Origin of the sequence: Pseudomonas sp. PA27(2017) (assembly GCF_001945445.1) — a bacterium.
Taxonomy (GTDB): Bacteria; Pseudomonadota; Gammaproteobacteria; order Pseudomonadales; family Pseudomonadaceae; genus Aquipseudomonas.
Genome location: NZ_MSXW01000016.1, coordinates 81,576 through 106,604, shown reverse-complemented (window position 1 = coordinate 106,604; position 25,029 = coordinate 81,576). Strand labels below are relative to the sequence as shown.

Here is a 25,029-nt window from a genome sequence, read left to right as displayed (position 1 = left end):
AACCCCGCTCGCCAGGGCCGTCCATGATAATCGAAGGCAGGGGCGTTAAGCCATGCGAGCCGGACGCGGTCTGTGACCGGGTCGCCAGCCGCCTACCGCAGCAGGCGGCCGGCACCGGCTCAGACGATACGGAACTGGCCGGCGCTGTGGTTGAGCGCCTCGACCTGCCGCGACAGGCCCTGGGTGTGTTCGTCCAGGCTCAGGCGCAGGGTTTTGGTCTTGCCGGTGTGCAGGTTAATGTCCTCGACCTTGGCGGCGATCTCCTCGGTGGTGCAGGAAATCTGCTCGATGGCCACCACCACCTGGCTCATCTCGGCACTGAGATGCTCCATGGAACCGGTGATGCCGTCGATGGCCTGGGCCACTTCGCCGGAGCTGCGCTCGCCCTGGGTGGCCAGGTTGAGGCCGCTGGTCATCAGTTGGTCCATCTGCTGGGTCTGCTGGCGCAGCTCGTTGACGATCACCGCGATATCGGTGGTAGCCGCCACCGTCTTCTGGGCCAGGGAGCGCACTTCGTCGGCGACCACCGAGAAGCCGCGGCCGGCCTCGCCAGCACGGGCTGCTTCGATGGCGGCGTTCAGTGCCAGCAGGTTGGTCTGGTCGGCCAGGCCGTTGATCACGTCGATGATGCTGGTGACCTTGGTGCTCGACTGGGTAAGGGCGCTGACCTGGGCGTGGGTGTCCTGAATCAGCTGCGACAGGCGGCGCATGTTGTCGGCGCTGGCAGTGATCACCGAAGCACCATCGCGCGCCGACTGATAGGCAGCCTGGGTGGCGTTGCCGACATCGGTGGTGCGCTGGGCCATTTCGTGGACCGTGGCGGAAATCTGCTGGGAGGCCGAGGCGGCCTGCTCGGTCTGCATCTCCACCTGTGTGCTGTTCTCCTCGAGGCGGCGCATGGCGTCGTTGAGGTAGCTGTGCAGCTGGTTGAGCTGCTGGTTGCCGTCGAGCACCTGGCGAATCACCCCGGCGATACCTTGGGTCATCTGGTTCGAGGCACTGCCCAATTGGTTGAATTCGTCGCGATGGTTCTGGCCGACGTCGATCCGCGCGGTGAGATTGCCCGCCGCGACCTGGGCGAGCAGGCGGTTGACCCTGTCCAGCTGCGCCATCAGCAGGCGTGAAGCGCGGCTCAGGGTGATCAGCATGAACAGCGACACCGCCACGAAGGTCAGCCCCATGGCCCAATTGGCGGTGCTGCGCGCCTGTTCGGCCTGGCGAGTGGCATTGGCCAGCACGGTCTGTTGCAGATGAACGCGCTGGGCTTCGATGCTGTTTTCGATCTGCCGGCCCTGGTCGAGCAGGTGCTTTTCGGTGGCGGCGATGCGCTGGATCATCCCATCCGCAGCGGCGAAATCGGCGCTGTAGCTGGTGACCGCCTTGCCAACCTGGCTGTCCTGCCATTCCAGTTCGATGATGCGGGCCTGCAGGTCGGCCAGCGCCGCTTGCACGCGCTCGGCATAGGCCCCGTCGAAGGTGGCCAGGTAATCACGCTGGTTGCTCAACGCTTCGGCGATCGATGCCTGGATCAGGCTGATGCTCACCCGTTCGAGGCCTTTGCCGCTCTCGGCGAGCTTGGCGCGCTGCCCGGTGAACGGCGTCAGGCCCAGCTCGTGGGATTGCTCCAGCCAGCTGTGCTGCAGGCGGATGTCTTCCTGCAGCATTTCGTCGATCTGCCGGGAGCTGTCGATCACCGACTCATCGTCCAGGCGCTCGGCGCGCTCGGCATATTGCCTGGAGAGCGCGCTGAGCGCCGTCAGGCTGTCCTGGAAATCCTCTTCATCATCGGGTGTGAGGCGTCGACGTTCCGCGCCCAGCTTGAGCCACTGGTTCATCAGCGCGGCCGAGGCGCCGGCGTAGGCCGTGGCGTCTTCCCTGGCTTGCAGGGCAGCGCTCAGGGTTTGCGTGGCCCAGAACGAGGCGGCCGTCATCAGCGCCAGGCTGGAGAGGGTGATGAGAATCAGCAGGCGAAACTTCTGCTTCCAGGAAAGGAACAGTGACATGGGGGGTGTCCGTTTGGCTTTATTTTTATTGACGCCAGACTTTAGGTGTTGTGCTGGCACAGTGCAAGCGGTCGTACGATGTCTGCTGTGGCGCAGGCAGCGTGAACGAAAATGTCGCTGCACCGCAAGCGTGCATCGCACTCGCCTCGTTAAGCTCTCCGGGCACCTGTGACCGGAGCGTCATCGCGCATTTCAGGTAGCGTTTGCAGGCAGCCGGTCTAAGGTTGAACTACGCATGGAAACACGAATCGCACATACCAAGCCCATAGACGGAGCATACAAATGGCGTTCTTCACCGCGGCCAGCAAAGCCGACTTCCAGCATCAACTGCAAGCGGCCCTGGCGCAGCACGTCAGCGAGCAGGACCTGCCACAAGTGGCCCTGTTCGCTGAACAGTTCTTTGGCATCATCGCACTCGAAGAGCTGACTCAGCGGCGACTTTCCGACCTCGTTGGCTGCACCCTTTCGGCCTGGCGCCTGCTGGCCCAGTTCGATCCCGCCCAACCGCAGGTCCGCGTATTCAACCCCGACTATGAAAAGCACGGCTGGCAGAGCACCCACACCGGCATCGAGGTGCTGCACCCGGACATTCCGTTCCTGGTCGACTCCGTGCGCATCGAACTCAAGCGCCGCGGCTACAGCATTCATACCCTGCAGAACAGCGTGCTCAGCGTGCGCCGCGACGCCCAGGGCGCGCTGCTCGAACTGCTGCCCAAGGGCAGTACCGGCGAGGGCGTCAGCCTCGAGTCGCTGATGTTCCTGGAGATCAACCGCTGCGCCAGCAACACCGAAATCAAGTCGCTGCAGAAGACCCTGCTCGAAGTGCTCGAAGAGGTGCGCCTGAGCGTGGCCGACTTCCAGCCGATGAAGGCCAAGGCCCAGGAACTGCTGACCAAGCTCGGCGACGGCACCTTCGGTAAGGGTGCCACCGACCCCGCCGAGCTGGACGAGATCAAGGTGTTTCTCGCCTGGCTGCAGGACAACCATTTCACCTTCCTCGGCTATGAGGAATTCACCGTTCACGACGCCGTCGATGGCGGCCACCTGCAGTACGACGAGAGCTCGCTGCTGGGCCTGTCCCGGCGCCTGCGCAGCGGCCTGAGCAAGGACGACCTGCACATCGAGCCCTACGCGCTGGCCTACCTGCGTGAACCGACCCTGCTGTCGTTCGCCAAGGCGGCGCAACCGAGTCGCGTGCACCGCCCGGCCTACCCGGATTTCGTTTCCATTCGCGAGATCGACGCCAGCGGCAAGGTGGTCAAGGAATGCCGTTTCCTCGGTATTTACACCTCGACCGCTTACAGCGAGAGCGTGCGCGAGATTCCCTACATCCGCCGCAAGGTCGCCGAGGTCGAGAAGCGCTCCGGCTTCATCTCCCAGGGCCACCTGAGCAAGGAGCTGGTCAAGGTTCTCGAAGTGCTGCCGCGCGACGACCTGTTCCAGACGCCGGTCGACGAACTGGCCAGCACGGCGCTGTCGATCGTGCAGATTCAGGAGCGCAACAAGGTACGCCTGTTCCTGCGCTTCGACCCCTACGGTCGTTTCGTCTACGCCCTGGCCTACGTGCCGCGCGACGTTTACTCCACGGAAACCCGCCTGCGTATCCAGCAGGTGCTGGTCGATCGCCTGCAGGCCAGCGACTGCGAGTTCTGGACCTATTTCTCCGAGTCGGTACTGGCCCGTGTGCAGTTCATTCTGCGTGTGGACCCGAAGACCAAGCTGGACATCGACCCTCAGCAGCTCGAGCGCGAAGTCGTCCAGGCCTGCCGTTCGTGGACCGACGACTATGCCGCCCTGGCCGTGGAGAATTTCGGCGAAGCCAAGGGCACCCGCGTGCTCACCGACTTCCCGAAAAGCTTCCCGGCCGGTTACCGCGAGCGCTTCGCACCGCATTCGGCAGTGGTCGACATGCAGCATCTGCGCAGCCTCTCCGAGGAGCGCCCACTGGTCATGAGCTTCTACCAGCCGCTGGTGCCTGGTGAGCGTCAGCTGCATTGCAAGCTGTACCACGCCGACACGCCGCTGGCGCTGTCCGACGTGCTGCCGGTGCTGGAGAATCTCGGCCTGCGCGTGCTGGGCGAATTCCCGTATCGCCTGCAGCACCAGAACGGTCGCGAGTTCTGGATTCACGATTTCGCCTTCACCTACCCCGAGGGCATGAAGCTCGACATCCAGCAGCTCAACGACACGCTGCAGGACGCCTTCGTGCACATCGTGCGCGGCGATGCCGAGAACGATTCCTTCAACCGCCTGGTGCTGACCGCCGGCCTGGCCTGGCGTGACGTGGCGCTGCTGCGCGCCTATGCCCGCTACCTGAAGCAGATTCGCCTGGGCTTCGACCTGGGTTATATCGCCAACACGCTGCTCAACCATGCCGATATCGCCCGCGAGCTGGTGCGTCTGTTCCGGACGCGCTTCTACCTCGCCCGCAAGCTCAATGCCGACGACCTGAACGACAAGCAGCAGAAGCTCGAGCAGGCCATTCTCGGCGCGCTGGACAACGTCGCGGTGCTCAACGAAGACCGAATCCTGCGTCGCTACCTGGACCTGATCAAGGCCACCCTGCGCACCAACTTCTACCAGCCCGACGCCCTGGGCGAGGTGAAGAACTACTTCAGTTTCAAGTTCAACCCGAGTGCGATTCCCGAACTGCCACGGCCGGTACCGAAGTTCGAGATCTTCGTCTATTCACCGCGGGTCGAAGGCGTTCACCTGCGTTTCGGCAACGTCGCTCGCGGTGGCCTGCGCTGGTCGGATCGTGAAGAAGACTTCCGTACCGAAGTGCTCGGCCTGGTCAAGGCCCAGCAGGTCAAGAACGCGGTGATCGTGCCGGTCGGCGCCAAGGGCGGTTTCGTGCCGCGGCGCCTGCCGCTGGGTGGCGGTCGCGACGAGATCCAGGCCGAGGCCATCGCCTGCTACCGCATCTTCATCAGCGGCCTGCTGGACATCACCGACAACCTCAAGGAAGGCGAGGTGGCGCCACCGGCCAACGTGGTGCGCCACGATGCCGATGATCCCTATCTGGTCGTCGCGGCGGACAAAGGCACTGCGACCTTCTCCGACATCGCCAACGGCATCGCCAACGAATACGGCTTCTGGCTCGGCGATGCGTTCGCCTCGGGTGGTTCGGCCGGTTACGACCACAAGGGCATGGGCATCACCGCCAAGGGCGGCTGGGTCTCGGTGCAGCGCCACTTCCGTGAGCGTGGCATCGACGTGCAGAAGGATCTGACCACCGTGATCGGCATCGGCGATATGGCCGGTGACGTGTTCGGTAACGGCCTGTTGCTGTCCGAGTCGCTGCAGCTGGTCGCTGCCTTCAACCACCTGCACATCTTCATCGACCCGAACCCGGATGCCGCGCGCAGCTTCGTCGAGCGCAAGCGTCTGTTCGACCTGCCGCGTTCGAGCTGGGCCGATTACGACGCGTCGCTGATCTCCCAGGGTGGCGGCATCTTCCTGCGCAGTGCCAAGAGCATCGCCATCAGCCCGGAAATGAAGGCACGCTTCGATATCCAGGCCGACAAACTGGCGCCGACCGAGCTGCTCAACGCATTGCTCAAGGCGCCGGTCGATCTGATCTGGAACGGCGGCATCGGCACCTATGTCAAGTCCAGCCGCGAGAGCCATGCCGACGTCGGCGACAAGGCCAACGACGTGCTGCGCGTCGACGGCCGAGAACTGCGTGCCAAGGTGGTGGGCGAGGGCGGCAACCTGGGCATGACTCAGCTCGGTCGCGTCGAGTACGGCCTGGGTGGCGGGGCCAGCAACACCGACTTCATCGACAACGCCGGTGGTGTGGACTGCTCCGACCACGAGGTGAACATCAAGATCCTGCTCAACGAGATCGTCACCGCCGGCGACATGACCGGCAAGCAGCGCAACACGCTGCTCGCCGAGATGACCGAGGACGTGGGCAATCTGGTGCTGGGCAACAACTACAAGCAGACCCAGGCGCTGTCGCTGGCCGAGCGCCGCGCCCGTGAACGCCAGGGTGAATACAAGCGCCTGATGGCGGCGCTGGAAGCCTCCGGCAAGCTGGACCGCGCATTGGAGTTCCTGCCCAGCGAAGAGGAGCTCAACGAGCGCGCCACCAAGGGCCAGGGGCTTACCCGTCCCGAGCTGTCCGTGCTGATTTCCTACAGCAAGATCGAGCTGCAGGAGGCGTTGATCAAGTCCGACGTCGCCGACGACGACTACCTGGCGCGCGAGATGGAAACCGCCTTCCCGGCGCGCCTGGCGCAGGAGTATGGCGAGGCCATGCGTCGTCATCGCCTCAAGCGCGAGATCGTCAGCACGCAGATCGCCAACGATCTGGTCAACCACATGGGCATCACCTTCGTGCAGCGCCTGAAGGAATCCACCGGCGTGGGTTCGGCCCAGGTAGCCGCTGCCTACGTAGTCGTACGCGATGTCTTCCACCTGCCGTTCTGGTGGCGCCAGATCGAAGCCCTGGACAACCAGGTGCCGGCCGACCTCCAGTTGACCATGATGGACGAGCTGATGCGTCTGGGCCGTCGCGCCACGCGCTGGTACCTGCGCAGCCGTCGCAACGACCTGGATGCCGCCCGCGACGTGGCCCACCTCGGCCCACGGGTCAAGGCGCTGGCCATGCGCCTGGACGAGCTGCTCGAAGGCCCGGCCCGGGACGAGTGGATGGCGCGCTACCAGACCTATGTCGAGGCTGGCGTGCCGGAGCTGCTGTCCCGCGTTGTTGCCGGCACCGGTCACCTTTATACGTTGCTGCCGATCATCGAGTCCGCCGATCTCACCGGCTACGAGCCGACCGAGGTAGCGTCCGCATACTTTGCGGTATCCGATGCCCTGGATCTGTCCTGGTACCTGCAACAGATCAGCGGCCTGAGCGTGGAAAGCAATTGGCAGGCTCTGGCCCGCGAGGCGTTCCGCGACGATCTGGATGCGCAGCAGCGCGCCATCACCGTCTCGGTTCTGCAATTGGCCAACGGGCCGGAGTCGATCGAGGCGCGGGTCGAGATGTGGCTGGAGCAGAACCGTCGACTGGTCGACCGCTGGAAGGCCATGCTCGCCGAACTGCGTGCGGCTACCGGAAGTGACTACGCCATGTATGCCGTGGCAAATCGCGAGCTGAGCGATCTGGCGCAAAGCCAGCTGCCTGTGTTGCCGGCTTGAGCTGAGTAACGGCTGTAAATGAAAACGCCCCGACTGGTTCGGGGCGTTTTCGTTTCAAGGCCTGCTGGCTGCGAGCGACCCAATTGTCCGCAGATCACCAGTAGGTTTTTGCGGGATGCCATGTGTGGGGTTGCTCAGCATCATGGTGAGAGCTGCGACCCGCAGCAAATAGTGGGCGCAGCGCGATTACGCCATATGGCGACAATCGTTCGCGCCGAGGGCGACGCTCCTACGCGAGTGTTGGGTTGCTCACGATCCCTGTAGGAGCTGCGACCCGCAGCGAATAGTGGGTGCGATGCCGATTGCGCAACATGGCCACAATCGTTCGCGCCGAGGTCGGCGCTCCCACACGAATGCCGGGTTGCTCACGATCCCTGTAGGAGCTGCGACCCGCAGCGAATAGTGGGCGCAGCGCGATTACGCCATATGGCGACAATCGTTCGCGCCGAGGGCGACGCTCCTACGCGAGTGTTGGGTTGCTCACGATCCCTGTAGGAGCTGCGACCCGCAGCGAATAGTGGGTGCGATGCCGATTGCGCGACATGGCCACAATCGTTCGCGCCGAGGTCGGCGCTCCCACACGAATGCCGAGTTGCTCACGATCCCTGTAGGAGCTGCGACCCGCAGCGAATAGTGGGCGCAGCGCGATTACGCCATATGGCGACAATCGTTCGCTCTGGGGGCGACGCTCCTATGGGGTTGTGACGGTGTGGTTTTGTGGCCATGCCCCACCGCTGACGTTGTGCGGTTAGGCAGGCTGATATGCCTGCCTAACGCCTGGGCCCGAGCATTGATTGGGTGTCAACGCTTGCGGTCGAGCCCTTCGAGCAATGCTTTATGAAAGCGATCGGGTTCCTGAATCTGCGGCGAGTGGCCGAGGTCCGGGAAAGTCACCAGCGTAGCATCGGGAATACGCTCAGCAGTGGCTGGGCCCAGCGCCTTGTAGTCTCCCAGCTTGTTGCGCATCGCCTCGGGCGCCGCGTCCTTGCCGATGGCGGTGTTGTCCTGCTCGCCGATCAGCAGCAGGGTGGGCATTTTCAGTTGGGAAAACTCGTAGACCACTGGCTGGGTGTAGACCATGTCGTAGGTCAGTGCCGAGTTCCAGGCGACGATCTTCTTGCCGTCACCATTGAACATGCCCGCCTGCATTTCGACCCAGCGATCGAACTCGGGGCGCCATTGGCCGGCGTAGTAAGTGTTCTTCTGGTAGTTGCGGCTGGCCTCGGCGGTGGTTTTCAGCTCGCGCTGGTACCACTGATCGACGCTCAGGTAGGGCACGCCGAGGGTTTTCCAATCTTCCAGGCCGATCGGGTTGACCATCACCAGTTGCTCGACCTGCTCGGGGTAGAGCAGGGCGTAGCGGGTGGCCAGCATGCCGCCCATGGAGTGACCCATGACGGTCACCTTGTCGACGCCGATCTGTTCGAGCAGCGCGTGGGTGTTACTGGCCAGTTGCTGGAAGCTGTATTGGTAGTGCGCCGGCTTGCTGGATTTACAGAAACCGACCTGATCGGCCGCTACCACGCGGTAACCGGCTTCGCTCAGCGCCTTGATGCTGCCTTCCCAGGTTGCTGCGCAGAAGTTCTTGCCGTGCATCAGCAGCACCGTGCGGCCATTGGCCTTCTCGGGCTGTACGTCCATGTAGGCCATCTGCAACGACACGCCTTGCGATTCGAGGTTGAAGCGTTTGACTTCATGGGGGTAATCGAACCCCTGCAGCTCGGCGCCATAACGTGGCGTTTCGGCGGCTAGGACAGGCAGGCTACCTGCGATCAGCAAAGAAGCGAGGGCAATGCGCACGGCGATGCTCCAGACAAAGAGGGGAGCAAAGACTGACCCCTCATTGATGCAGGCGTCCGGGCGAAGTGGTTACAAAACCTGTCAGCTAGCTCAGCTCGCGCACGTAGCGCAACATGTCCGGTGCGCCGGCCTGGAGCAGCCCTTCTCCCAGCGCACAGGCCTGCGGCGAATGCTTGGGCAGCAGCAGGAACTCGGGTGAGCCCGGCGTGCGTAACAGGCTCAGGCGGGCGTAGGGCACCTCGTGCTCCATCAACAACTGCATGAAGCCGGCATCGCTCCAGGCTGCGCAGGGCATCGCCAGGGCGTGGTAGCGCTGTTCCAGATCACGCAGGCCGTCGGGGCTGATGCGGTAGTAGGTGATGTGTGCCGGCAGGGTGATTTCCAGACCACGCAATCGCGCGTAGGCCACCGCGCTGGCAAAGGCTTCAGGGTTGGAGTCGCCGGCCCAGAACAGCCGCTCTCCGCGCCACTGGGCGTGGAACAGCTCGAGGCTCTGGTGCGGATAGTCGGGCAACGCCTTGCCAAGGTGCTTGAGGAAGTCGCGGTAGCTGATGATGCGAATCTGTCGACAGGCTTCGCTGGCCGCGTAGTCCTCGAGGCTGCTGTAGCTTCCGTCGCAGTGCACCAGACTGTCGACCAGGCGCAGATCGAACTGCTCCAATTCACGGTGTTCGACTTCGATGAGTTGGATCAGCGCGGCGTGAGCTTCCGCCTTGTCTTCCTGCACCGGGCCGGACAGCGCGCTACGGGGCAGGTCCTTGAGGCGCTGCAGGGGCGGGCCGCCCAGCCAGCAGATGGTGTCCCCGAAGGTCGGAATGGCAGAGAAAGGCAGCTGAAGCTGGCTGGCGCGTTCGAAGATGGGCTTGCAGCCGCGGCCAAGCAGGCCCACGCGCTGAGCCAGGGCGGCCAGGCGTGAGGCAAGGGGGCTGGGCGGTTCAGGCAGGCTCATGGCAGCTCGCGTACGTCGGTGTGCCAGGCGGAGTGTGGCAGAGGCTGCCGGGAGTTGCACGACCCTCGCTGCAGAATGTCCATGCCGTGGCTGAAATGCCTTGGCCTGAGGCGTGGGGTGCGTTCGAGTGTGGCACAATCCGTTCATTCATCTGCAAGGAGCCTCCATGGCAAGCCTGGTTCTGGATATCGCATTACCCGCAGACCGCGTGCAGGCGATCTATCAGGGGCGGGCCAACCGCATTCAGGCGCTCAGCCGCGACGGGCGGCGAGTCAGTATTCCCGCCCATCATTTCCGGACGTTTCTGACCCACACCGGTATCCATGGTTCCTTCGAACTGGAGTTCAATGATGCCGGTGAGTTGCTCAGCCTCCGGCGCCTAGCCTAAGAGCCTGTTCACGATCTGCTGCGCGTCGGCGCTACAGCGTTGAAAACAAGCTGGATTGCCGGCCCAGTCGGAAAGCCGCTTGCGGCTAACGCGCTTTAGCGCGGCCCGAAGGGCGAGCGAAGCGAGTAATGCTCATTTACAGCTCGTAAACTCGTGTGCGAGCCCAGTCCGCTTGATTCGCTGCGCTCACCCTGCGGGCCAGCCGTTGGCTGTTACTCCGCTGCGCTGCGTTTCTCGCCTGTTTTTGCGGGGGCGCCGAGCTCTTGTATCGCTCTAGCTCGCTAAATCGTGAGCAGGCTCTAATCCTCGCTACAGGGTGGCTTGGCCGGCTATAATTCGCGCCTTTCGATTTCGCCACTGCCGAGCTAAGCCTGCCCATGTATAACCTGGCCCGCGAGCTGCTGTTCAAACTGTCCCCGGAAACTTCCCACGAGCTGTCCATCGACCTGATCGGCGCCGCTGGCCGTCTGGGGCTGGCGGGCCGCCTGACCAAGGCACCGAGCAGCCTGCCGGTCACGGTCATGGGCCTTCAGTTCGCCAACCCGGTAGGTCTGGCGGCGGGCCTGGACAAGAACGGCGATGCCATCGACGGCTTCGCGCAGCTGGGTTTCGGCTTCGTCGAGATCGGCACCGTCACCCCTCGGCCGCAACCAGGCAACCCCAAGCCGCGTTTGTTCCGCTTGCCCGAAGCCGAGGCGATCATCAATCGCATGGGGTTCAACAACCACGGCGTCGACCACCTGCTGGCCCGCGTGCAGGCGGCCAAGTACCGCGGCGTGCTGGGCATCAATATCGGCAAGAACTTCGATACGCCGGTCGAGCGCGCGGTGGACGATTACCTGATCTGCCTGGACAAGGTCTACGCCCACGCCAGCTACATCACCGTCAACGTCAGCTCGCCGAACACCCCGGGGCTGCGCAGCCTGCAGTTCGGCGATTCGCTCAAGCAGTTGCTCGATGCCCTGCACAAGCGCCAGAACGAACTGGCCCTGAGCTACGGTCGGCGCGTGCCGCTGGCGATCAAGATCGCCCCGGACATGAGCGACGAGGAAACCGTGCAGGTCGCCGCCGCGCTGCTGGAAAGCGGTATGGATGCGGTGATCGCCACCAACACCACGCTGAGTCGCGAGGGCGTCGAGAACTTGGAATTCGCCAACGAGGCTGGTGGTCTGTCCGGCGCGCCGGTGCGCGACAAGAGCACCCATACGGTCAGTGTCCTGGCAGGCGAGTTGGGCGGTCGGTTGCCGATCATCGCTGCCGGTGGCATCACCGAGGGTCGACATGCGGCAGAGAAGATCGCCGCAGGCGCGAGCCTAGTGCAGATCTATTCGGGCTTCATCTATAAAGGACCGGCGTTGATTCGAGAGGCGGTGGACGCCATCGCGGCAGCGCGGCGTTGAATCGCGGGCAATAAAAAGGGCTCCCTTGGGGAGCCCCTGGGCTTGCGCCCGCCGCTCGGATGGAGCGTGCTTGGTGAAGTCGGTAGGTCCTTGGCGTTAGCCGACTGCGCGAAGTTCGTTGAGTCGATGAATACCGGCAGTGCCGGTCAAACCGTCCCAGTTGTCACCGCGGCCTTCACGCCAGCCATTGAGCCAGGCTTGACGCACGGACGGAAGAGTGAAAGGACACAGCTCGCGGGATTTACCACTGATACCGTACTGATAGCCGCGCAAAAATGCTTTTTCTAACGGATCACGCTTAAGTCTTCTCATAGGGTGTTGCCCTCACTTGTTGACTGTTTTATGTCCCGTTGACCTCCAGGAGGTCAGGCAGAAGGTCTGCCGTTGGAGTCCGCTGCCGGCGTCGCGAGCCTCCATGTGCCATCGTCGTTGCGACGACGGCCTGGGTAGATTTCTATCGAATGCACGAAGCGGTGTGAATGATCGATTTGTCATAAGGACGTAACGCTTTTGAGGGTCAAGCCATAAGCTTCATGAACGATGACCGCGCTAGCCGCTGAAACCCGCGCCGCTGGTGGCTCTCGCTAAAGCTGGTGGTGTTTTGCCATCGTGAATGGCTATCGATTGCACCTGTTATTTATTCGGACGAAGGGTCGCATTGCGACTTCTTGTCACTTATTTTTGGTTGCGCCCACCACGGGGCCAACCCATTACCGCCTTTGGGCACTGGATCTATGATGTCGGACCAAAACGAACTCTTCCTCACGTGTCCCAAGGGGCTCGAAGGCCTGCTGCTCGAGGAAGCCAAGGCGCTGGGCCTGATTGAGGCCCGCGAGCACACCTCGGCCATTCGTGGCGTTGCCAGCATGGAAACCGCCTACCGGCTGTGCCTGTGGTCGCGCCTGGCCAACCGGGTGTTGCTGGTGATGGCGCGTTTTCCGGTGCGCGATGCCGAGTCGCTCTACCAGGGCGTGCTCGACGTCGACTGGTTCGAGCACCTGGAGCCGAGCGGCACCCTGGCGGTGGAGTTCAGCGGCCACGGTTCAGGCATCGACAACACCCACTTTGGCGCCCTGAAGGTCAAGGATGCCATCGTCGACAAGCTGCGCCAGGCCGACGGCACGCGCCCCTCGGTGGACAAGCTCAACCCGGACCTGCGTGTGCACCTGCGCCTGGATCGCGGCGAAGCGATCCTGTCGCTGGATCTCTCCGGCCATAGCCTGCACCAGCGCGGCTATCGCCTGCAGCAAGGTGCTGCTCCGCTGAAGGAGAACCTGGCGGCTGCCGTGCTGATCCGCGCCGGCTGGCCGCGCATCGCCGCCGAGGGCGGTGCTCTGGCGGACCCGATGTGCGGAGTGGGCACCTTTCTGGTCGAGGCGGCGATGATCGCCGCCGATATCGCCCCGAACCTGACACGCGAGCAATGGGGCTTCAGCAACTGGCTCGGTCATGTGCCGGCCACCTGGAATCGCCTGCGTGCCGAGGCCGAGGAACGTGCCGCAGCGGGATTGGCCAAGCCGCCGCTGTGGATTCGCGGTTACGAGGCCGACCCGCGGCTTATTCAGCCAGCGCGCAACAACATCGATCGTGCCGGGCTCAGCGACTGGATCAAGGTCTATCAGGGCGAAGTGGCGACCTTCGAGCCGCGGCCGGATCAGAACCAGAAAGGTCTGGTGATCAGCAACCCGCCCTATGGCGAGCGCCTGGGCGACGAAGCGAGCCTGCTGTATCTCTACCAGAACCTCGGCGAGCGCCTGCGCCAGGCGTGCATGGGCTGGGAGGCGGCGGTGTTCACCGGCGCGCCTGACCTGGGCAAACGCATGGGTATCCGCAGCCACAAGCAGTACTCGTTCTGGAACGGCGCGCTGCCGTGCAAACTGTTGCTGATCAAGGTGCAGCCCGAGCAGTTCGTCACCGGCGAGCGCCGCACGCCGGAGCAGCGGGAACGTGAGCGTGAGCAGAGTGCCTTGCAGGCCGAGGCGCCGAAGCTCAACCGCAACGGCAACCCGATCAAGCCCGCGCCAGCGCCGGTCGAGCAGGCGCGCCTGAGCGAGGGCGGGCAGATGTTCGCCAATCGCCTGCAGAAGAACCTCAAGCAGCTCGGCAAGTGGGCGCGTCGCGAAGGCGTCGACTGCTACCGACTGTACGATGCCGACATGCCCGAGTACGCCCTGGCCGTCGACCTGTACCACGATTGGGTACATGTACAGGAATATGCCGCACCGCGCTCCATCGACCCGGAGAAAGCCCAGGCGCGCCTGTTCGACGCCCTGGCGGCGATTCCCCAGGCCCTTGGGATCGACAAGAGCAAGGTGGTGATCAAGCGTCGTGAACGCCAGAGCGGTATCAAGCAGTACGAGCGCCAGGCGGCCCAGGGTCAGTTCATGGAGGTGAAGGAGGGCGGCATCAAGCTGCTGGTCAACCTCACCGACTATCTGGATACCGGCCTGTTCCTCGACCACCGCCCGCTGCGCCTGCGCATTCAGAAAGAGGCGGCAGGCAAGCGCTTCCTCAATCTGTTCTGCTACACCGCCACGGCCAGTGTGCACGCGGCCAAGGGTGGCGCGCGCAGCACCACCAGCGTCGACCTGTCGAAGACTTATCTGGACTGGGCACGGCGCAACCTGTCGCTCAACGGCTTCTCGGACAAGAACCGTCTGGAGCAGGGTGATGTGATGAGTTGGCTGGGCGATGATCGTGGTGAGTACGACCTGATCTTCATCGATCCGCCGACCTTCTCCAACTCCAAGCGCATGGAAGGGGTATTCGACGTGCAGCGCGACCACGTCCAGTTGCTGGACATGGCCATGGCGCGCCTGGCGCCGGGTGGCGTGCTGTACTTCTCCAACAACTTCCGCAAGTTCCTGCTCGACGAGCAGTTGCCGGCCCGTTATCGGGTCGAGGAAATCAGCGCCGAGACCATCGACCCGGACTTCGCTCGCAACGCCAAGATCCACCGTGCCTGGAAGGTGATGGCCAAGTAAGTCTGTTACAGCCCTGGCCTGGGTAAAGCGTAGCGATACCCAGGATGGCTTCCCGGGTGTCGCCGCGCTCGCCCCGAGCGACTTCAGTGCTTATCGGGCAGCGCTTTTCGGCTGCTTGTAGAGGTCCAGCAGTACCTGGTCGATAATCACCGAGGCGCCCCAGGGTTTGGGGTCGTTGAGGATGGCCACCACTGCCCAGCTGTTGCCATTGTTGTCGCGGCTGAAGCCGGCGATGGCGCGCACGTTGTTCAGAGTGCCGGTCTTGATGTGCGCCTGGCCGGCCATCGGCGTGTTGCGCAGGCGTTTGCGCATGGTGCCGTCCAGCGCGACGATCGGCATCGAACTGATGAACTCGGCCGCATAAGGGCTCTTCCAGGCCGCCTCCAGAATCCGCCCCATTTCCCGGGCGCTGATGCGTTCGGCACGGGACAGCCCGGAACCGTTCTCCATGACCAGTTGCGGCGCGGTGATGCCCTTGCGCGCCAGCCAGGCACGGATCACCCGTTGCGCGGCGTGGGCGTCATCGACATCTGCCTCGTTGCGGTTCTGCGCGCCGATGCTGAGGAACAGCTGGCGGGCCATGGTGTTGTTGCTGTACTTGTTGATGTCGCGAATGATCTCCACCAGGTCTGGTGAGAAGGCGCGGGCCAGCAGGGTGGCGCTCTTCGGCACTTCGGCCTGGCGATCCTTGCCCATGATGCTGCCGCCCAGCTCACCGAAGATCGCCCGCACCGCGCCAGCGGCGTAGGACGGGTGATCGAGCAGCGACAAGTATGTCTGGGCGCTGCAGCCATCGGTCAGCTGGCCGGTGACGATCACGCGGGTGCCATCGAATTCCTTCACCGGGTTGTAGCGCACGTCTGGCCAGGCTGGGCATTTGCCGGCCTTGAGCACCTTGACCTGATTGTCCAGCTTCAGCCCGACCAGGGGTGGCTCGGCAGCCACGGTGACCGTGCCGTTCTCGGCGCGGGCGATGAAGCGCAGCGCCTTGAGGTTGACCAGCAACGAATCGGGGGTGACCAGATAGGGCTTGTTGGCATCGCCGCCATCGTCATTGAAGGCGGGCAAATCCGGTTGCACGAAGTGGGTGCGGTCGAGCACCAGATCGCCGGTCACCTGGCGTACGCCATTGGCGCGCAGGTCGCGCAGCATCAGCCAGAGCTTTTCCATGTTCAGCTTGGGATCGCCTCCGCCCTTGAGGTACAGGTTGCCGTTGAGCACCCCATCCTTGAGCTGGCCATCGGTGTAGAACTCGGTCTTCCACTGGAAGGTCGGGCCGAGCAGCTCGAGGGCGGCGAACGTGGTGACCAGTTTCATGGTCGAGGCCGGGTTCACCGACACGTCGGCATTGAAGATGGTGCCATTGCCCGGCCCGTTGAGCGGCAGGGTCACCACGGAAAGCGACTGTTGACCGATCTTGTTGGTCTTCAGGCTCTTGGCGACGCTTTCCGGAAGCGTGGCGCTGGTGGCTGCATGAGCAGGCAGGGCGGTGGGCAGAACGAGGCAGGCGAAGGCCAGAGGGCGGAGGATGCGCAGCCTCCGAACGGCGGGTACAACGGAAAATCGCATTACGAGCTCCCACAGCGGTTTGGGACAATGCCGCGCATTATGCCCCATCACCAGGCCACCAAGGGCCGTGATTGCGGGATTTTATGGTCGGCCATCGATTGGCTGTCGGTGTGGACGATCGAGACGGTGATCCCGGTGGATTTTTCGTCGGCTGGCAGGCATCGCCGCCGCTAAACTGGTAGAGTGCCGCGCGTTATCACTCTGCAAGGATTTATACCCATGGCTACCAATCGTTCCCGTCGTCTGCGCAAGAAACTCTGTGTGGACGAGTTTCAGGAGCTGGGTTTCGAACTGAACCTGAATTTCAAGGAAGACCTGAGCGATGAAGCGGTCGACGCCTTCCTCGATGCCTTCCTGAGCGACGCGATGAACGCCAATGGCCTGGGCTATGTTGGCGGCGACGACTACGGCCTGGTGTGCCTGGCCAAGCGTGGTTCGGTCAGCGAAGAGCAGCGCGCCGCTGTGGAAGCCTGGCTGAAGGGCCGCTCCGAGCTGGTCGATTTCAGCGTCAGCCCACTGCTGGACGTGTGGTACCCGGAAAAAGAGATCAACTCCGCTTCCTGATTCACGACAAAGGGCCTCGTTCGAGGCCCTTTTCTTTTGTGCCCGCCCTGGGTCACTCGTCGTTCATTGCCTTTGTTTCCAGTTGCTGCGCCGGCGCTCGCTCGTCTGCTGCCGCGGTGCTTAGCCTGGCGGCGTTGCGGTTATCCAGCCATTGGCGCAAGCCGTGCATCAGCAGGGCGATGAACAGGGTCAGCACGATACCCAGGGTGACGTTGAACAGGCGCACCTGCGGCAGGTGCCAGTCCTTGGCCAGGCTTTCGGCGAGCAGCACGAAGCAGACCGTCGTCTGCAGCACGAACAGACCGTAGTGGTTGGCCTGCAGGGCGCGGCTGAACATGATCAGCGGCAGCATGATGGCGACCATCAGCGGTGGGCTTTGCAGGCTATGGCCGAACAGGATCAGCAGGCCAGCAGCAGTCAGGCTGGCCATGCTCGCCTGCAACGCGCGCACCAGGCTGCCCCTGAACTCCAGTTGCAGGGTGGTGACCACCGCCAGGGTCAGCCAGTAACCGCGCTGCAGGTGGGCCAGATTGACGATCAAGCCGGCCATAGAAACCGCCACCGTACAGCCCAGGGCGTAAAGGCCCCATTGTTGGCGAGACTGTCGCTGCGCATGACGACGCAACACCTTGAGCAGGCTGATCAGGCGTGGCATGTGCGGCCACATGCGCAGGCCATGCAGGCCGCGCAAACCGAAGGCCAGTAGCATCACCCACAGCCCACCGAGCATGAACAGCATGGCGATGGCGTTGGGGTTGTTGAGCATGCTGCTGCCGTACTGGCCTTGCCCCAGGCACAGGCAGACGGTCAGGCCGATGCCCAGCTTGCCGGCCTCGGTGCCATAGCGCTGCAGCCAGGCCAGTAACAGGCCGAAGGCGGCGAACAGCGACAGGCTGATCAGCGGGTGGGTCGCCGACCAGAAGCCCAGGCCGGCGCTGCAGGCGCCCAGGCCGGTGAGCAGCAGCATGCGTAGCATGCCGAAGCGGTGCAGCGGGTTGGCCTGGGCCGCCTGGAAGGCGCCGACCGACGCCCACAGAAAGCCCGGATGGGCGCTGAACAGGCCAAGCAGCAGCGGCAGCGCACAGCCCAGGCCAGCGACCACCGCAGGTCCCCAGGCGGGTGGCCCGGCGTGCCAACTGAACAACTGCCTGAGCACCTGGCGCATATTCAGACCGGGCTCGAGCGACCGGTCATTTCCCGCGCCATCTCGGTGGCGTAGCTGTCGGTCATGCCGGCGATGAAATCGATCATGCGCAGGAACGAGCGGTACAGCGGCCAGTGCGGATCGGGTGCGTTATGGCCCAGCAGGTCAAGAATTCGCCGGTTCTTGAACGACGGCGTGCGCCCGCCGTGTTGCTCCAGCGCCGCGCCGCAGAAGGCATTGAGGAGAATTTCCAGCGTGGTGTAGGCGCCGATCTCGTGCAGCGTCTTGCGTTTGTCCTGAAAGATCTTTTCGCGGGCCATGGCCTTCGCCGCCTGCACGCAATGCTTGGCCGGGCCGTGCATGTGCTCGACCAGATCGCCCTCCAGGCGGCCGGCCAGCAGGCTGGGCTGCTGCTCGACGAAGGCCTGGGCGGCCGAGTTGGTCAGGTGCTCGATGGCCTTGCCGCGCAGGATCGCCAACTTGCGCCGCCGCGAATCCTGCGGGCCGAGCTGGCGGTAGGTTTCCGGCAGGTCATCGCCGACCAGGTCGAGGAGCAGTGATTCCACCTCGGCGTAGTCGAGCAGTTCCATTTCCAGTCCGTCTTCCAGGTCGATCAGGCCGTAGCAGATGTCGTCCGCGGCCTCCATCAGGTAGACCAGCGGGTGACGTGCCCAGCGTTGTTCTTCGAGCTGCGGCAAGCCGAGTTTGCCGGCGATCTGCTCGAGCAGCGGCAACTCGCTCTGGTAGCAGCCGAACTTGTGCTTCTTGTAGCCCAGGGCCTCGGCGTGCCGTGACGTCCAGGGGTATTTGAGGTAGGCGCCAAGGGTCGCGTAGGTCAGCCGTGTGCCGCCATCGAACTGGTGATACTCCAGCTGGGTGAGTACGCGAAAACCCTGGGCATTGCCTTCGAAGCTGAGAAAGTCGCCGCGCTCGGCATCGCTCATGGCATCCAGCCAGCCGCGCCCGGCGGCCTGCTGGAACCAGTGGCGGATGGCGTCCTCGCCGGAGTGGCCGAACGGCGGGTTGCCGATGTCGTGGGCCAGGCAGGAGGACTGCACCACCATGCCCAGATCGCTGGGCTCGCACCAGGCCGGCAGTTCGCCGCGCAGCATCTCGCCGACACGCATGCCCAGGGAGCGACCCACGCAGCTGACCTCCAGCGAATGGGTCAGGCGGGTATGGATGTGGTCGTTGCTGGACACCGGATGCACCTGGGTCTTGCGGCCCAGCCGGCGAAAGGCGCCGGAGAAGATGATGCGGTCGTGATCCTTGTGGAAGGGGCTGCGGCCCAGTTCATCGGCGCTGGGCGCCGGTTTGCCAAGACGTTCACGGGTGAGCAGGGTTTGCCAGTCCAAGCGTACTTCCTTTACCGGATACGACGAGTCGGGCGCGTACGGCCCTCGAAAGGCGGCGCATGCGCGAATGTCCGTTAGCTTCTCTGTTCGTTCCCGCAACTGCAAGGCCGTATCCACAAGGCTCTGTCCGAAAAGTACCTGCGCTCGGTGATGCTTCGCTAAAAACCCGTTCGGAGCGCTCATTTACAATACGTAAACTGCGCGTCCTCACAGATTTTTGCCTTGCCTGACCGTCGCTCGGAGACTTTTCGTATCGATCCTAAAGTCCACTGGCGTCGATATCGACCAGCAGCAGGCGGCTGCCGTTATCGATGAATTGCCCGGCAGTCAGGCAGTACTGGTTGGTGGTGGCGTCGCGGTAGGTGTTGGAGAGGATCAAGCGGCGCTCTTCCCAGCCTTCGGCAAGCAGTTGATAGAAGTAGGGGCGCCATGACCAGTTGTGGCCCAGGTAACGATCGTCGGCCTGCCAGGCGCCGTCGCGCCATTCCAGGTTGGGGGTGATCTGCGTGCCATGGCGGTCGCACTGGTACAGGCGAATCAGCCAGGGGTAGGCGCCTGGGTTCACCATCGGTGCGAGCCCCTCGGGGCTGTGCTTGAGCTGGATGAACAGCTCGGCGAGCTGGCGGCGCAGGGTCATCAGTTGCATGCGGTCGGCGAGTTTCTTTTGCACATAGGCGTCACGCAGGCGGGCGAAGCAATCGACGAATGCGCCACTGTCGAAAAAACCCAGCTCCGGCCTGGCGAACAGATAGCCCTGCACGTAGCGGGCGCCACACTCCAGGGCGAAATGCAGTTCGGCTTCGGTTTCCACGCCTTCGGCGATGATCCAGCAGCCGGTCTTTTCCGCCATCATCGCCAACGCCTTGACCACTTCGCCGCTGGGCCCGCCCCGGGCCGCTTCCTGGAACAGGCGCATGTCCAGTTTGAGGATGTCGGGGCGCAGTGCCAGCACACGGTCGAGTTGCGAGTAGCCGGCACCGAAATCGTCGATGGCGATACGCACGCCGGCCTCGCGGTAGCGCGCGGCCACTGCTGCCAGGCGCTGGCTGGCGCCGCCCAGTTCGGTGATCTCGAACACCACGCGAGTGGGATCGACGCCACTGCTTGCCAGCTGCTTGAGGCTCGGCAGCGCCTGCTGTGGGCGCAGACGACCAATCCAGCGTGGCGAGATGTTCACGCTCAGGAACCAGTCGGGCGGCGCGTCATGAAAGCGCATGAACGCCTGCTCACGAATTGCTCGGTCCAGCCTGCGCAAGGCCGCGGCGGGCGTTTTCGGATCGGCGAACAGCGGTCCAGCAGAATGCAGATGGCCAGCGGAGTCGCGCAGTCGAGCCAGGGCCTCGATGCCGGCGATCTGTCCGGTAGCGGTATCGATGAAAGGTTGGAAGACGGCGGTAGGTTGACCGTCGAGCACCGGGCACATCCTTAGTGAGAAGGGCAGGTTAGCCAGGCGTTACCCAGGCTTTTTCGTGCTCTTTCCTAGCAAGAAGATGGCCAGTTTCAGGCCTGATCGGATTTTTCTGCTGGCTTTTCGCTTTCGTGGCCAGGCGAGCGTTTGCGCAGGTCAGGGAACGCGGCGAGCGCCACGCGCAGCCAGCGGCGCCATTGGCCGCCGCGCATGCCCAGGACGGTCAGGGCGAATACGCCGCCGGTGATCCAGATTGGTGCGTGGCTACCCTTGAGCTCCTGGCGCCAGTGAGTGCCCAAATCCTTGGCCTTGCGCAGTGGCTCCAGCATGACCTGGGTTTCATAGCGAATTTCCTGGCGGTGCATCTCCAGGCGCAGCCGCAACATGGTCTTGCGCAGTTCCTGGGTATTTTTGTCGCTCATGGCAGCAGTTGCTCGCGGTCGCGGGCCAATTCTTCGAGGCTGGCGCTGAACGGCGCCGGGGCATTACGCATGCGCTGCACCAGGCTCCAGCCGCAAACCAGCAGGCCGGCTGCATAGAACAGGCAGAGCAGGGTGATGACCAGAATTCGGTGAGTGTCCCAGAAGCCGATCAGCAAGGCAGCCGACAGGCCGATGATCAGCAGCAGGCCGAACAGGACGCAGAGGCCGGTCAGGATCAGCAGGGTGACGGTGCGCGCCTGCTGTTCCCGGAACTCCTCGCTGAACAGCGCGACATGGCCGTGGACCAGCCCGAGCAGCGCACCGGCCAGGCGCCGTGGCGAGGGGCCGCGGCTGGGAGGTGCTGCTGTCTGACTGTCATCCATGTGCTGTCCTGATCAACGTCGGCTAATGAGCATGCCGATCAGTATACCAATGCCAGCGGCAATACCGATGGTCTGCCACGGATGGGTCTGCACGTAGTCTTCGGTAGCACCCACGGCCGCACGGCCGCGCTGAACAACGGTTTCTTCAGTGTTCTTCAGCGTGGTGCGCGCACGGCCAAGGCTGTCGCGAATCTGCGCGCGCAGCTCTTCGGCCTGGTCGCCGACCAGGCTGGCCGAATGCTGAAGCAGGGTTTCGGTGTCACGTACCAGTGCCTGGAACTCTTCGAGCAGCTCTTCCTTGTTGGCTGGAGCTACGGGGCGCGAGGGGAGTGGGCGGGCCATTGATCAATCTCCTGTAGGTATGAGGCGGTGTAAGGGGTTCGAGTGGCGCACCCCTGGCAGGTTCACTCTATCTGCCGGGGACGGATGCGGGACCGCGCAGAGGGGCACAGGCATTGCATTGGCGAACGGCGAAGCAGGCCGACATGCATGGTTATGGTGCTCGGCATTCTTCCTGGCATCTGTCTGGTGCCTTATTAACTAATTGATAAACCAAGAATAAGTTTTGAAAAGGCAGGGCGACGGAGCGCCGTGATGCCGATGCGCTCCCAATAGGTGCGCAAGGAAGTGAGATGGCGTGCTTATAAATGGTGCTTCTTGCTGGGTCGGTGTTCCTTTTTGGTGCTTTTCGCTGCGGAGTCTGTGCTTCGATGGAAAACCTCGACAGTGCTGTGCAAACCCTGATTCATGGCTCGAACACCTTATTCATCCTGATCGGCGCCATCATGGTCCTGGCCATGCATGCCGGCTTCGCCTTTCTGGAAGTCGGCACCGTGCGACAGAAGAACCAGGTCAATGCGCTATCCAAAATCCTTTCGGATTTCGCGATCTCGGCCGTCGCCTACTTCTTCGTCGGCTACTGGATCGCCTATGGGGTCAGCTTCCTGCACCCGGCCAGCGTACTGGTCGAGGGCAATGGCTACGCGCTGGTGAAATTCTTTTTTCTGCTGACCTTTGCCGCAGCGATCCCTGCGATCATTTCCGGGGGCATCGCCGAGCGTGCGCGTTTCGGCCCGCAGCTATGCGCCACCGCCCTGATCGTCGCGTTCGTCTACCCGTTCTTCGAAGGCATGATCTGGAACGGCAACTTTGGTTTCCAGGCCTGGCTGCAGACGACCTTCGGTGCGCCGTTCCACGACTTCGCCGGCTCGGTGGTCGTTCATGGCGTCGGCGGCTGGCTGGCGTTTGCCGCGGTGGTGCTGCTGGGGCGCCGCCATGGCCGCTACCGCGACGGCCGCCTGGTGGCCATGGCGCCGTCGAGCATTCCCTTCCTGGCACTGGGCTCCTGGGTACTGATTATCGGCTGGTTCGGCTTTAACGTGATGAGCGCGCAGACCCTGGGCAGCATTAGCGGGCTGGTGGCCGTCAACACCTTGATGGCGATGGTGGGCGGCACCCTGGCCGCGCTGATCGTCGGCCGCAATGACCCGGGCTTTCTGCACAACGGCCCGCTGGCCGGGCTGGTCGCCATCTGCGCCGGCTCCGACCTGATGCATCCGGTGGGCGCCCTGGTCACCGGCGCCATCGCCGGTGCGCTGTTCGTCTGGGCCTTCACCGCGACACAGGTGAAATGGAAGATAGATGACGTACTCGGCGTCTGGCCGCTGCACGGACTGTGTGGCGTCTGGGGCGGTATCGCCTGCGGCATCTTCGGCCAGCCGCTGTGGGGCGGTCTCGGCGGCGTGAGCATCGCCAGCCAATTGGTGGGCAGCCTGGCTGGCGTCGCGGTGGCGCTGCTTGGCGGCTTTGCAGTGTACGGACTACTTAAACAGGTAGTGGGCATTCGCCTGAGCCAGGAGCAGGAGTATTACGGCGCCGATCTGTCGATTCACAAGATTGGTTCGGTGAGCCAGGATTGAGCCTGTTACCGTTGGGTCGATTGTTTGAAAGCCAACCCTAAACTTTCGCCGAGGGCTGCCGTCAACCTTGGACATGCTCCGTTTCGGTGACTTGCCATGGCTATCACAATCCCGCTGTCGACCAACACGACAGGCCGCTCGCCACAACTCGGCGGTCAGCCCACCATTCGCAATGCGGCCGACGCCCAGGCGGCGCTGTCCAACCGTCTGGCCGAACGCCTCGGCCTGCCGCCCGGCTCGCTGACGGCCAAGCAGGACGACTTCTCGCCGGAGAAGGTCGCCGATCGCGTCATGGGCTTCGTCGAACAACGGCTCAAGAGCGAGGCGGCATCCGGCGCCAGCCCCGAGAAGCTGCAACAACTGCTCGATCAGGCCCGCTCCGGTGTGCAGAAAGGCTTCGACGAGGCGCGCAAGATCCTCGACGGCATGGGTGTGCTCAAGGACAAGATCGCCAGCGATATCGACGACACCTTCAAACGTATCCAGCAAGGTTTCGCCGGGCTCGACAAGCTTTACGGCTCCGTACCGAGCGCGAGTGAAGGCAACGGCGTGGCGCCCACATCCAGCGATCGCTTCGCCGCGGTGGCGGAAAGTTTCGAGCTCAACATCACCACCCGTGACGGCGACCGTCTGCGCGTTTCGGTGGCCCAGGCTTCGGCAGCCTGGTCGCGTACCGCGGGTGCGAACAGTCAGTCCGGCAGCTTGCAGATCGGCGGTTGGCAGGTCGAAGTAGAGGGCGAGCTGGACGATCAGGAAAAGGCCGCACTGGAGAAATTGTTCTCTCAGGTGCAGGACCTGTCCAACTCCTTCTATTCAGGCGATATGGCTGGCGCCTTCGACCGCGCCATGGCTCTGGACATGGACAGCTCGCAGTTGGCCTCCATGTCCCTGCGCCTGACCCAGACCAGCGTGCGCCAGGCCACCGACACCTATGGTTCGGTGTCCAGCCAGGGCGGGCAGCCGGCCAGTGCCGTCAATGGTGCGCTGACCGATTACGCCCAGGGTCTGCTCGATGCCCTGCGTAATGCCGATGCCTGGGTCAGTGATGGCAAGAGCTTGCTGCAGGATCTGCTCAAGGGCGGGTTCTCGCTGGACGACCGCTTCGATTCCGGTCGCCTGGACAAGGCCGAGCAGGTCAACGGGCGCTTGCTCGATGGCTTGCAGGGCCTGCTGGGTTCGACACTGGCGCCGCCGCAAGGCGAGGGCAGCGAGAAGGCCTGAGCAAGTCGTTCGAGGTGATAAACTCAAGGTTCCATCACCTTGCAGGCTGCCTCGACCATGCTCCCTGAATGCCAGTTGCTCGGCACGCTCGGCTGTCACCTGTGTGACTACGCGGAAGCCGTGCTGATGCCATTCGTGGAAAACGGCCTGCTGGTCGAGCTGGTGGATATCGCCGATGGGCCGGGGTTGCTGGAGCGCTATGCCCTGGTGATTCCGGTGTTGCGGCGTGTGGACACCGGCGCCGAGCTGCACTGGCCATTCGATGCGCCACAGGTCGCCGCCTTTCTAGGCTGACCGACTGCCTTAGAGCAACGAGCCGGGCGCCATGCCGCCGGGCCACTTTTTCGTTTTTGATGGATGGGGATATAC

19 protein-coding genes are annotated in these 25,029 nt (G+C 63.5%); 8 read left to right on the top strand and 11 right to left on the bottom strand.

Going from position 1 to position 25,029, the window contains the following annotated elements:
* Window positions 1-119 precede the first annotated feature (119 nt).
* A complete protein-coding gene (locus tag BVH06_RS08575; RefSeq protein ID WP_083651941.1) occupies window positions 120-2,003 on the bottom strand; it encodes a methyl-accepting chemotaxis protein in 1,884 nt (627 codons plus the stop codon).
* A 282-nt stretch (window positions 2,004-2,285) separates the two neighbouring features.
* Between BVH06_RS08575 and BVH06_RS08570 the strand changes: the two genes are divergently transcribed.
* Window positions 2,286-7,154 carry an NAD-glutamate dehydrogenase gene (locus tag BVH06_RS08570; RefSeq protein WP_075933782.1) on the top strand — a complete coding sequence of 1,623 codons (4,869 nt, stop codon included), beginning with the start codon at window positions 2,286-2,288 and terminating at the stop codon, window positions 7,152-7,154.
* An 801-nt stretch (window positions 7,155-7,955) separates the two neighbouring features.
* Here the strand turns inward: BVH06_RS08570 and BVH06_RS08565 are convergent.
* Together BVH06_RS08565 and BVH06_RS08560 are read right to left on the bottom strand one after the other, a co-directional pair.
* Entirely contained in the window at window positions 7,956-8,954 is a 999-nt protein-coding gene (locus tag BVH06_RS08565) for an alpha/beta fold hydrolase (protein WP_218189099.1), read from the bottom strand.
* A gap of 85 nt (window positions 8,955-9,039) precedes the next feature.
* Window positions 9,040-9,903 (bottom strand): DUF6685 family protein, encoded by an 864-nt coding sequence (locus tag BVH06_RS08560; RefSeq protein WP_075933781.1) that lies wholly within the window; start codon window positions 9,901-9,903, stop codon window positions 9,040-9,042.
* A gap of 166 nt (window positions 9,904-10,069) precedes the next feature.
* On the opposite strand from BVH06_RS08560, the gene BVH06_RS08555 reads away from it, so the two are divergent.
* A complete protein-coding gene (locus tag BVH06_RS08555; protein ID WP_075930733.1) occupies window positions 10,070-10,291 on the top strand; it encodes a DUF2835 domain-containing protein in 222 nt (73 codons plus the stop codon).
* Between the two features lie 377 nt (window positions 10,292-10,668).
* The gene (locus BVH06_RS08550) at window positions 10,669-11,691 is read left to right on the top strand and encodes a quinone-dependent dihydroorotate dehydrogenase (protein WP_075930732.1); all 1,023 of its coding nucleotides are present in this window, start codon (window positions 10,669-10,671) and stop codon (window positions 11,689-11,691) included.
* A gap of 96 nt (window positions 11,692-11,787) precedes the next feature.
* On the opposite strand, the gene rmf is transcribed toward BVH06_RS08550, so the two are convergent.
* On the bottom strand, window positions 11,788-12,003 hold the full coding sequence (rmf, locus tag BVH06_RS08545) for a ribosome modulation factor (RefSeq protein WP_073268316.1): 216 nt from the start codon (window positions 12,001-12,003) through the stop codon (window positions 11,788-11,790).
* A gap of 425 nt (window positions 12,004-12,428) precedes the next feature.
* On the opposite strand from rmf, the gene rlmKL reads away from it, so the two are divergent.
* Window positions 12,429-14,675: a bifunctional 23S rRNA (guanine(2069)-N(7))-methyltransferase RlmK/23S rRNA (guanine(2445)-N(2))-methyltransferase RlmL gene (gene rlmKL, locus BVH06_RS08540; RefSeq protein WP_075933780.1), complete on the top strand. Its 2,247-nt coding sequence runs from the start codon at window positions 12,429-12,431 to the stop codon at window positions 14,673-14,675.
* 90 nt (window positions 14,676-14,765) lie between these two features.
* On the opposite strand, the gene dacB is transcribed toward rlmKL, so the two are convergent.
* Window positions 14,766-16,244: a D-alanyl-D-alanine carboxypeptidase/D-alanyl-D-alanine-endopeptidase gene (gene dacB / locus BVH06_RS08535; RefSeq protein ID WP_075933779.1), complete on the bottom strand. Its 1,479-nt coding sequence runs from the start codon at window positions 16,242-16,244 to the stop codon at window positions 14,766-14,768.
* A gap of 219 nt (window positions 16,245-16,463) precedes the next feature.
* Between dacB and BVH06_RS08530 the strand changes: the two genes are divergently transcribed.
* Window positions 16,464-16,808, top strand: coding sequence for a YggL family protein (locus BVH06_RS08530; protein WP_013790960.1), 345 nt, complete (start codon window positions 16,464-16,466; stop codon window positions 16,806-16,808).
* A gap of 52 nt (window positions 16,809-16,860) precedes the next feature.
* Here BVH06_RS08530 and BVH06_RS08525 read toward each other — a convergent pair whose 3' ends face one another.
* The 6 genes from BVH06_RS08525 to BVH06_RS08500 form a co-directional block, all read right to left on the bottom strand.
* Window positions 16,861-17,973, bottom strand: a complete 1,113-nt coding sequence (locus BVH06_RS08525) for an FUSC family protein (RefSeq protein WP_075930729.1) — start codon at window positions 17,971-17,973, stop codon at window positions 16,861-16,863.
* A 2-nt stretch (window positions 17,974-17,975) separates the two neighbouring features.
* Window positions 17,976-19,307, bottom strand: a complete 1,332-nt coding sequence (locus BVH06_RS08520; RefSeq protein ID WP_075930728.1) for a deoxyguanosinetriphosphate triphosphohydrolase — start codon at window positions 19,305-19,307, stop codon at window positions 17,976-17,978.
* Between the two features lie 259 nt (window positions 19,308-19,566).
* Window positions 19,567-20,721 (bottom strand): EAL domain-containing protein, encoded by a 1,155-nt coding sequence (locus BVH06_RS08515; RefSeq protein WP_075933778.1) that lies wholly within the window; start codon window positions 20,719-20,721, stop codon window positions 19,567-19,569.
* Between the two features lie 86 nt (window positions 20,722-20,807).
* Window positions 20,808-21,137: a hypothetical protein gene (locus BVH06_RS08510; RefSeq protein WP_075930726.1), complete on the bottom strand. Its 330-nt coding sequence runs from the start codon at window positions 21,135-21,137 to the stop codon at window positions 20,808-20,810.
* Window positions 21,134-21,520 carry a phage holin family protein gene (locus BVH06_RS08505; RefSeq protein WP_075930725.1) on the bottom strand — a complete coding sequence of 129 codons (387 nt, stop codon included), beginning with the start codon at window positions 21,518-21,520 and terminating at the stop codon, window positions 21,134-21,136. The genes BVH06_RS08510 and BVH06_RS08505 overlap by 4 nt, the downstream gene beginning before the upstream one ends.
* Before the next feature lie 12 nt (window positions 21,521-21,532).
* The gene (locus tag BVH06_RS08500) at window positions 21,533-21,862 is read right to left on the bottom strand and encodes a YqjD family protein (RefSeq protein ID WP_075930724.1); all 330 of its coding nucleotides are present in this window, start codon (window positions 21,860-21,862) and stop codon (window positions 21,533-21,535) included.
* A 368-nt stretch (window positions 21,863-22,230) separates the two neighbouring features.
* On the opposite strand from BVH06_RS08500, the gene BVH06_RS08495 reads away from it, so the two are divergent.
* From BVH06_RS08495 to BVH06_RS08485, 3 genes are all read left to right on the top strand, one after another.
* Window positions 22,231-23,439: an ammonium transporter gene (locus tag BVH06_RS08495; protein WP_075933777.1), complete on the top strand. Its 1,209-nt coding sequence runs from the start codon at window positions 22,231-22,233 to the stop codon at window positions 23,437-23,439.
* A 96-nt stretch (window positions 23,440-23,535) separates the two neighbouring features.
* Window positions 23,536-24,660: a DUF5610 domain-containing protein gene (locus tag BVH06_RS08490; protein WP_075933776.1), complete on the top strand. Its 1,125-nt coding sequence runs from the start codon at window positions 23,536-23,538 to the stop codon at window positions 24,658-24,660.
* A gap of 57 nt (window positions 24,661-24,717) precedes the next feature.
* Complete coding sequence (locus BVH06_RS08485; RefSeq protein WP_075933775.1) at window positions 24,718-24,954, top strand: glutaredoxin family protein; 237 nt, start codon at window positions 24,718-24,720, stop codon at window positions 24,952-24,954.
* Window positions 24,955-25,029 lie beyond the last annotated feature (75 nt).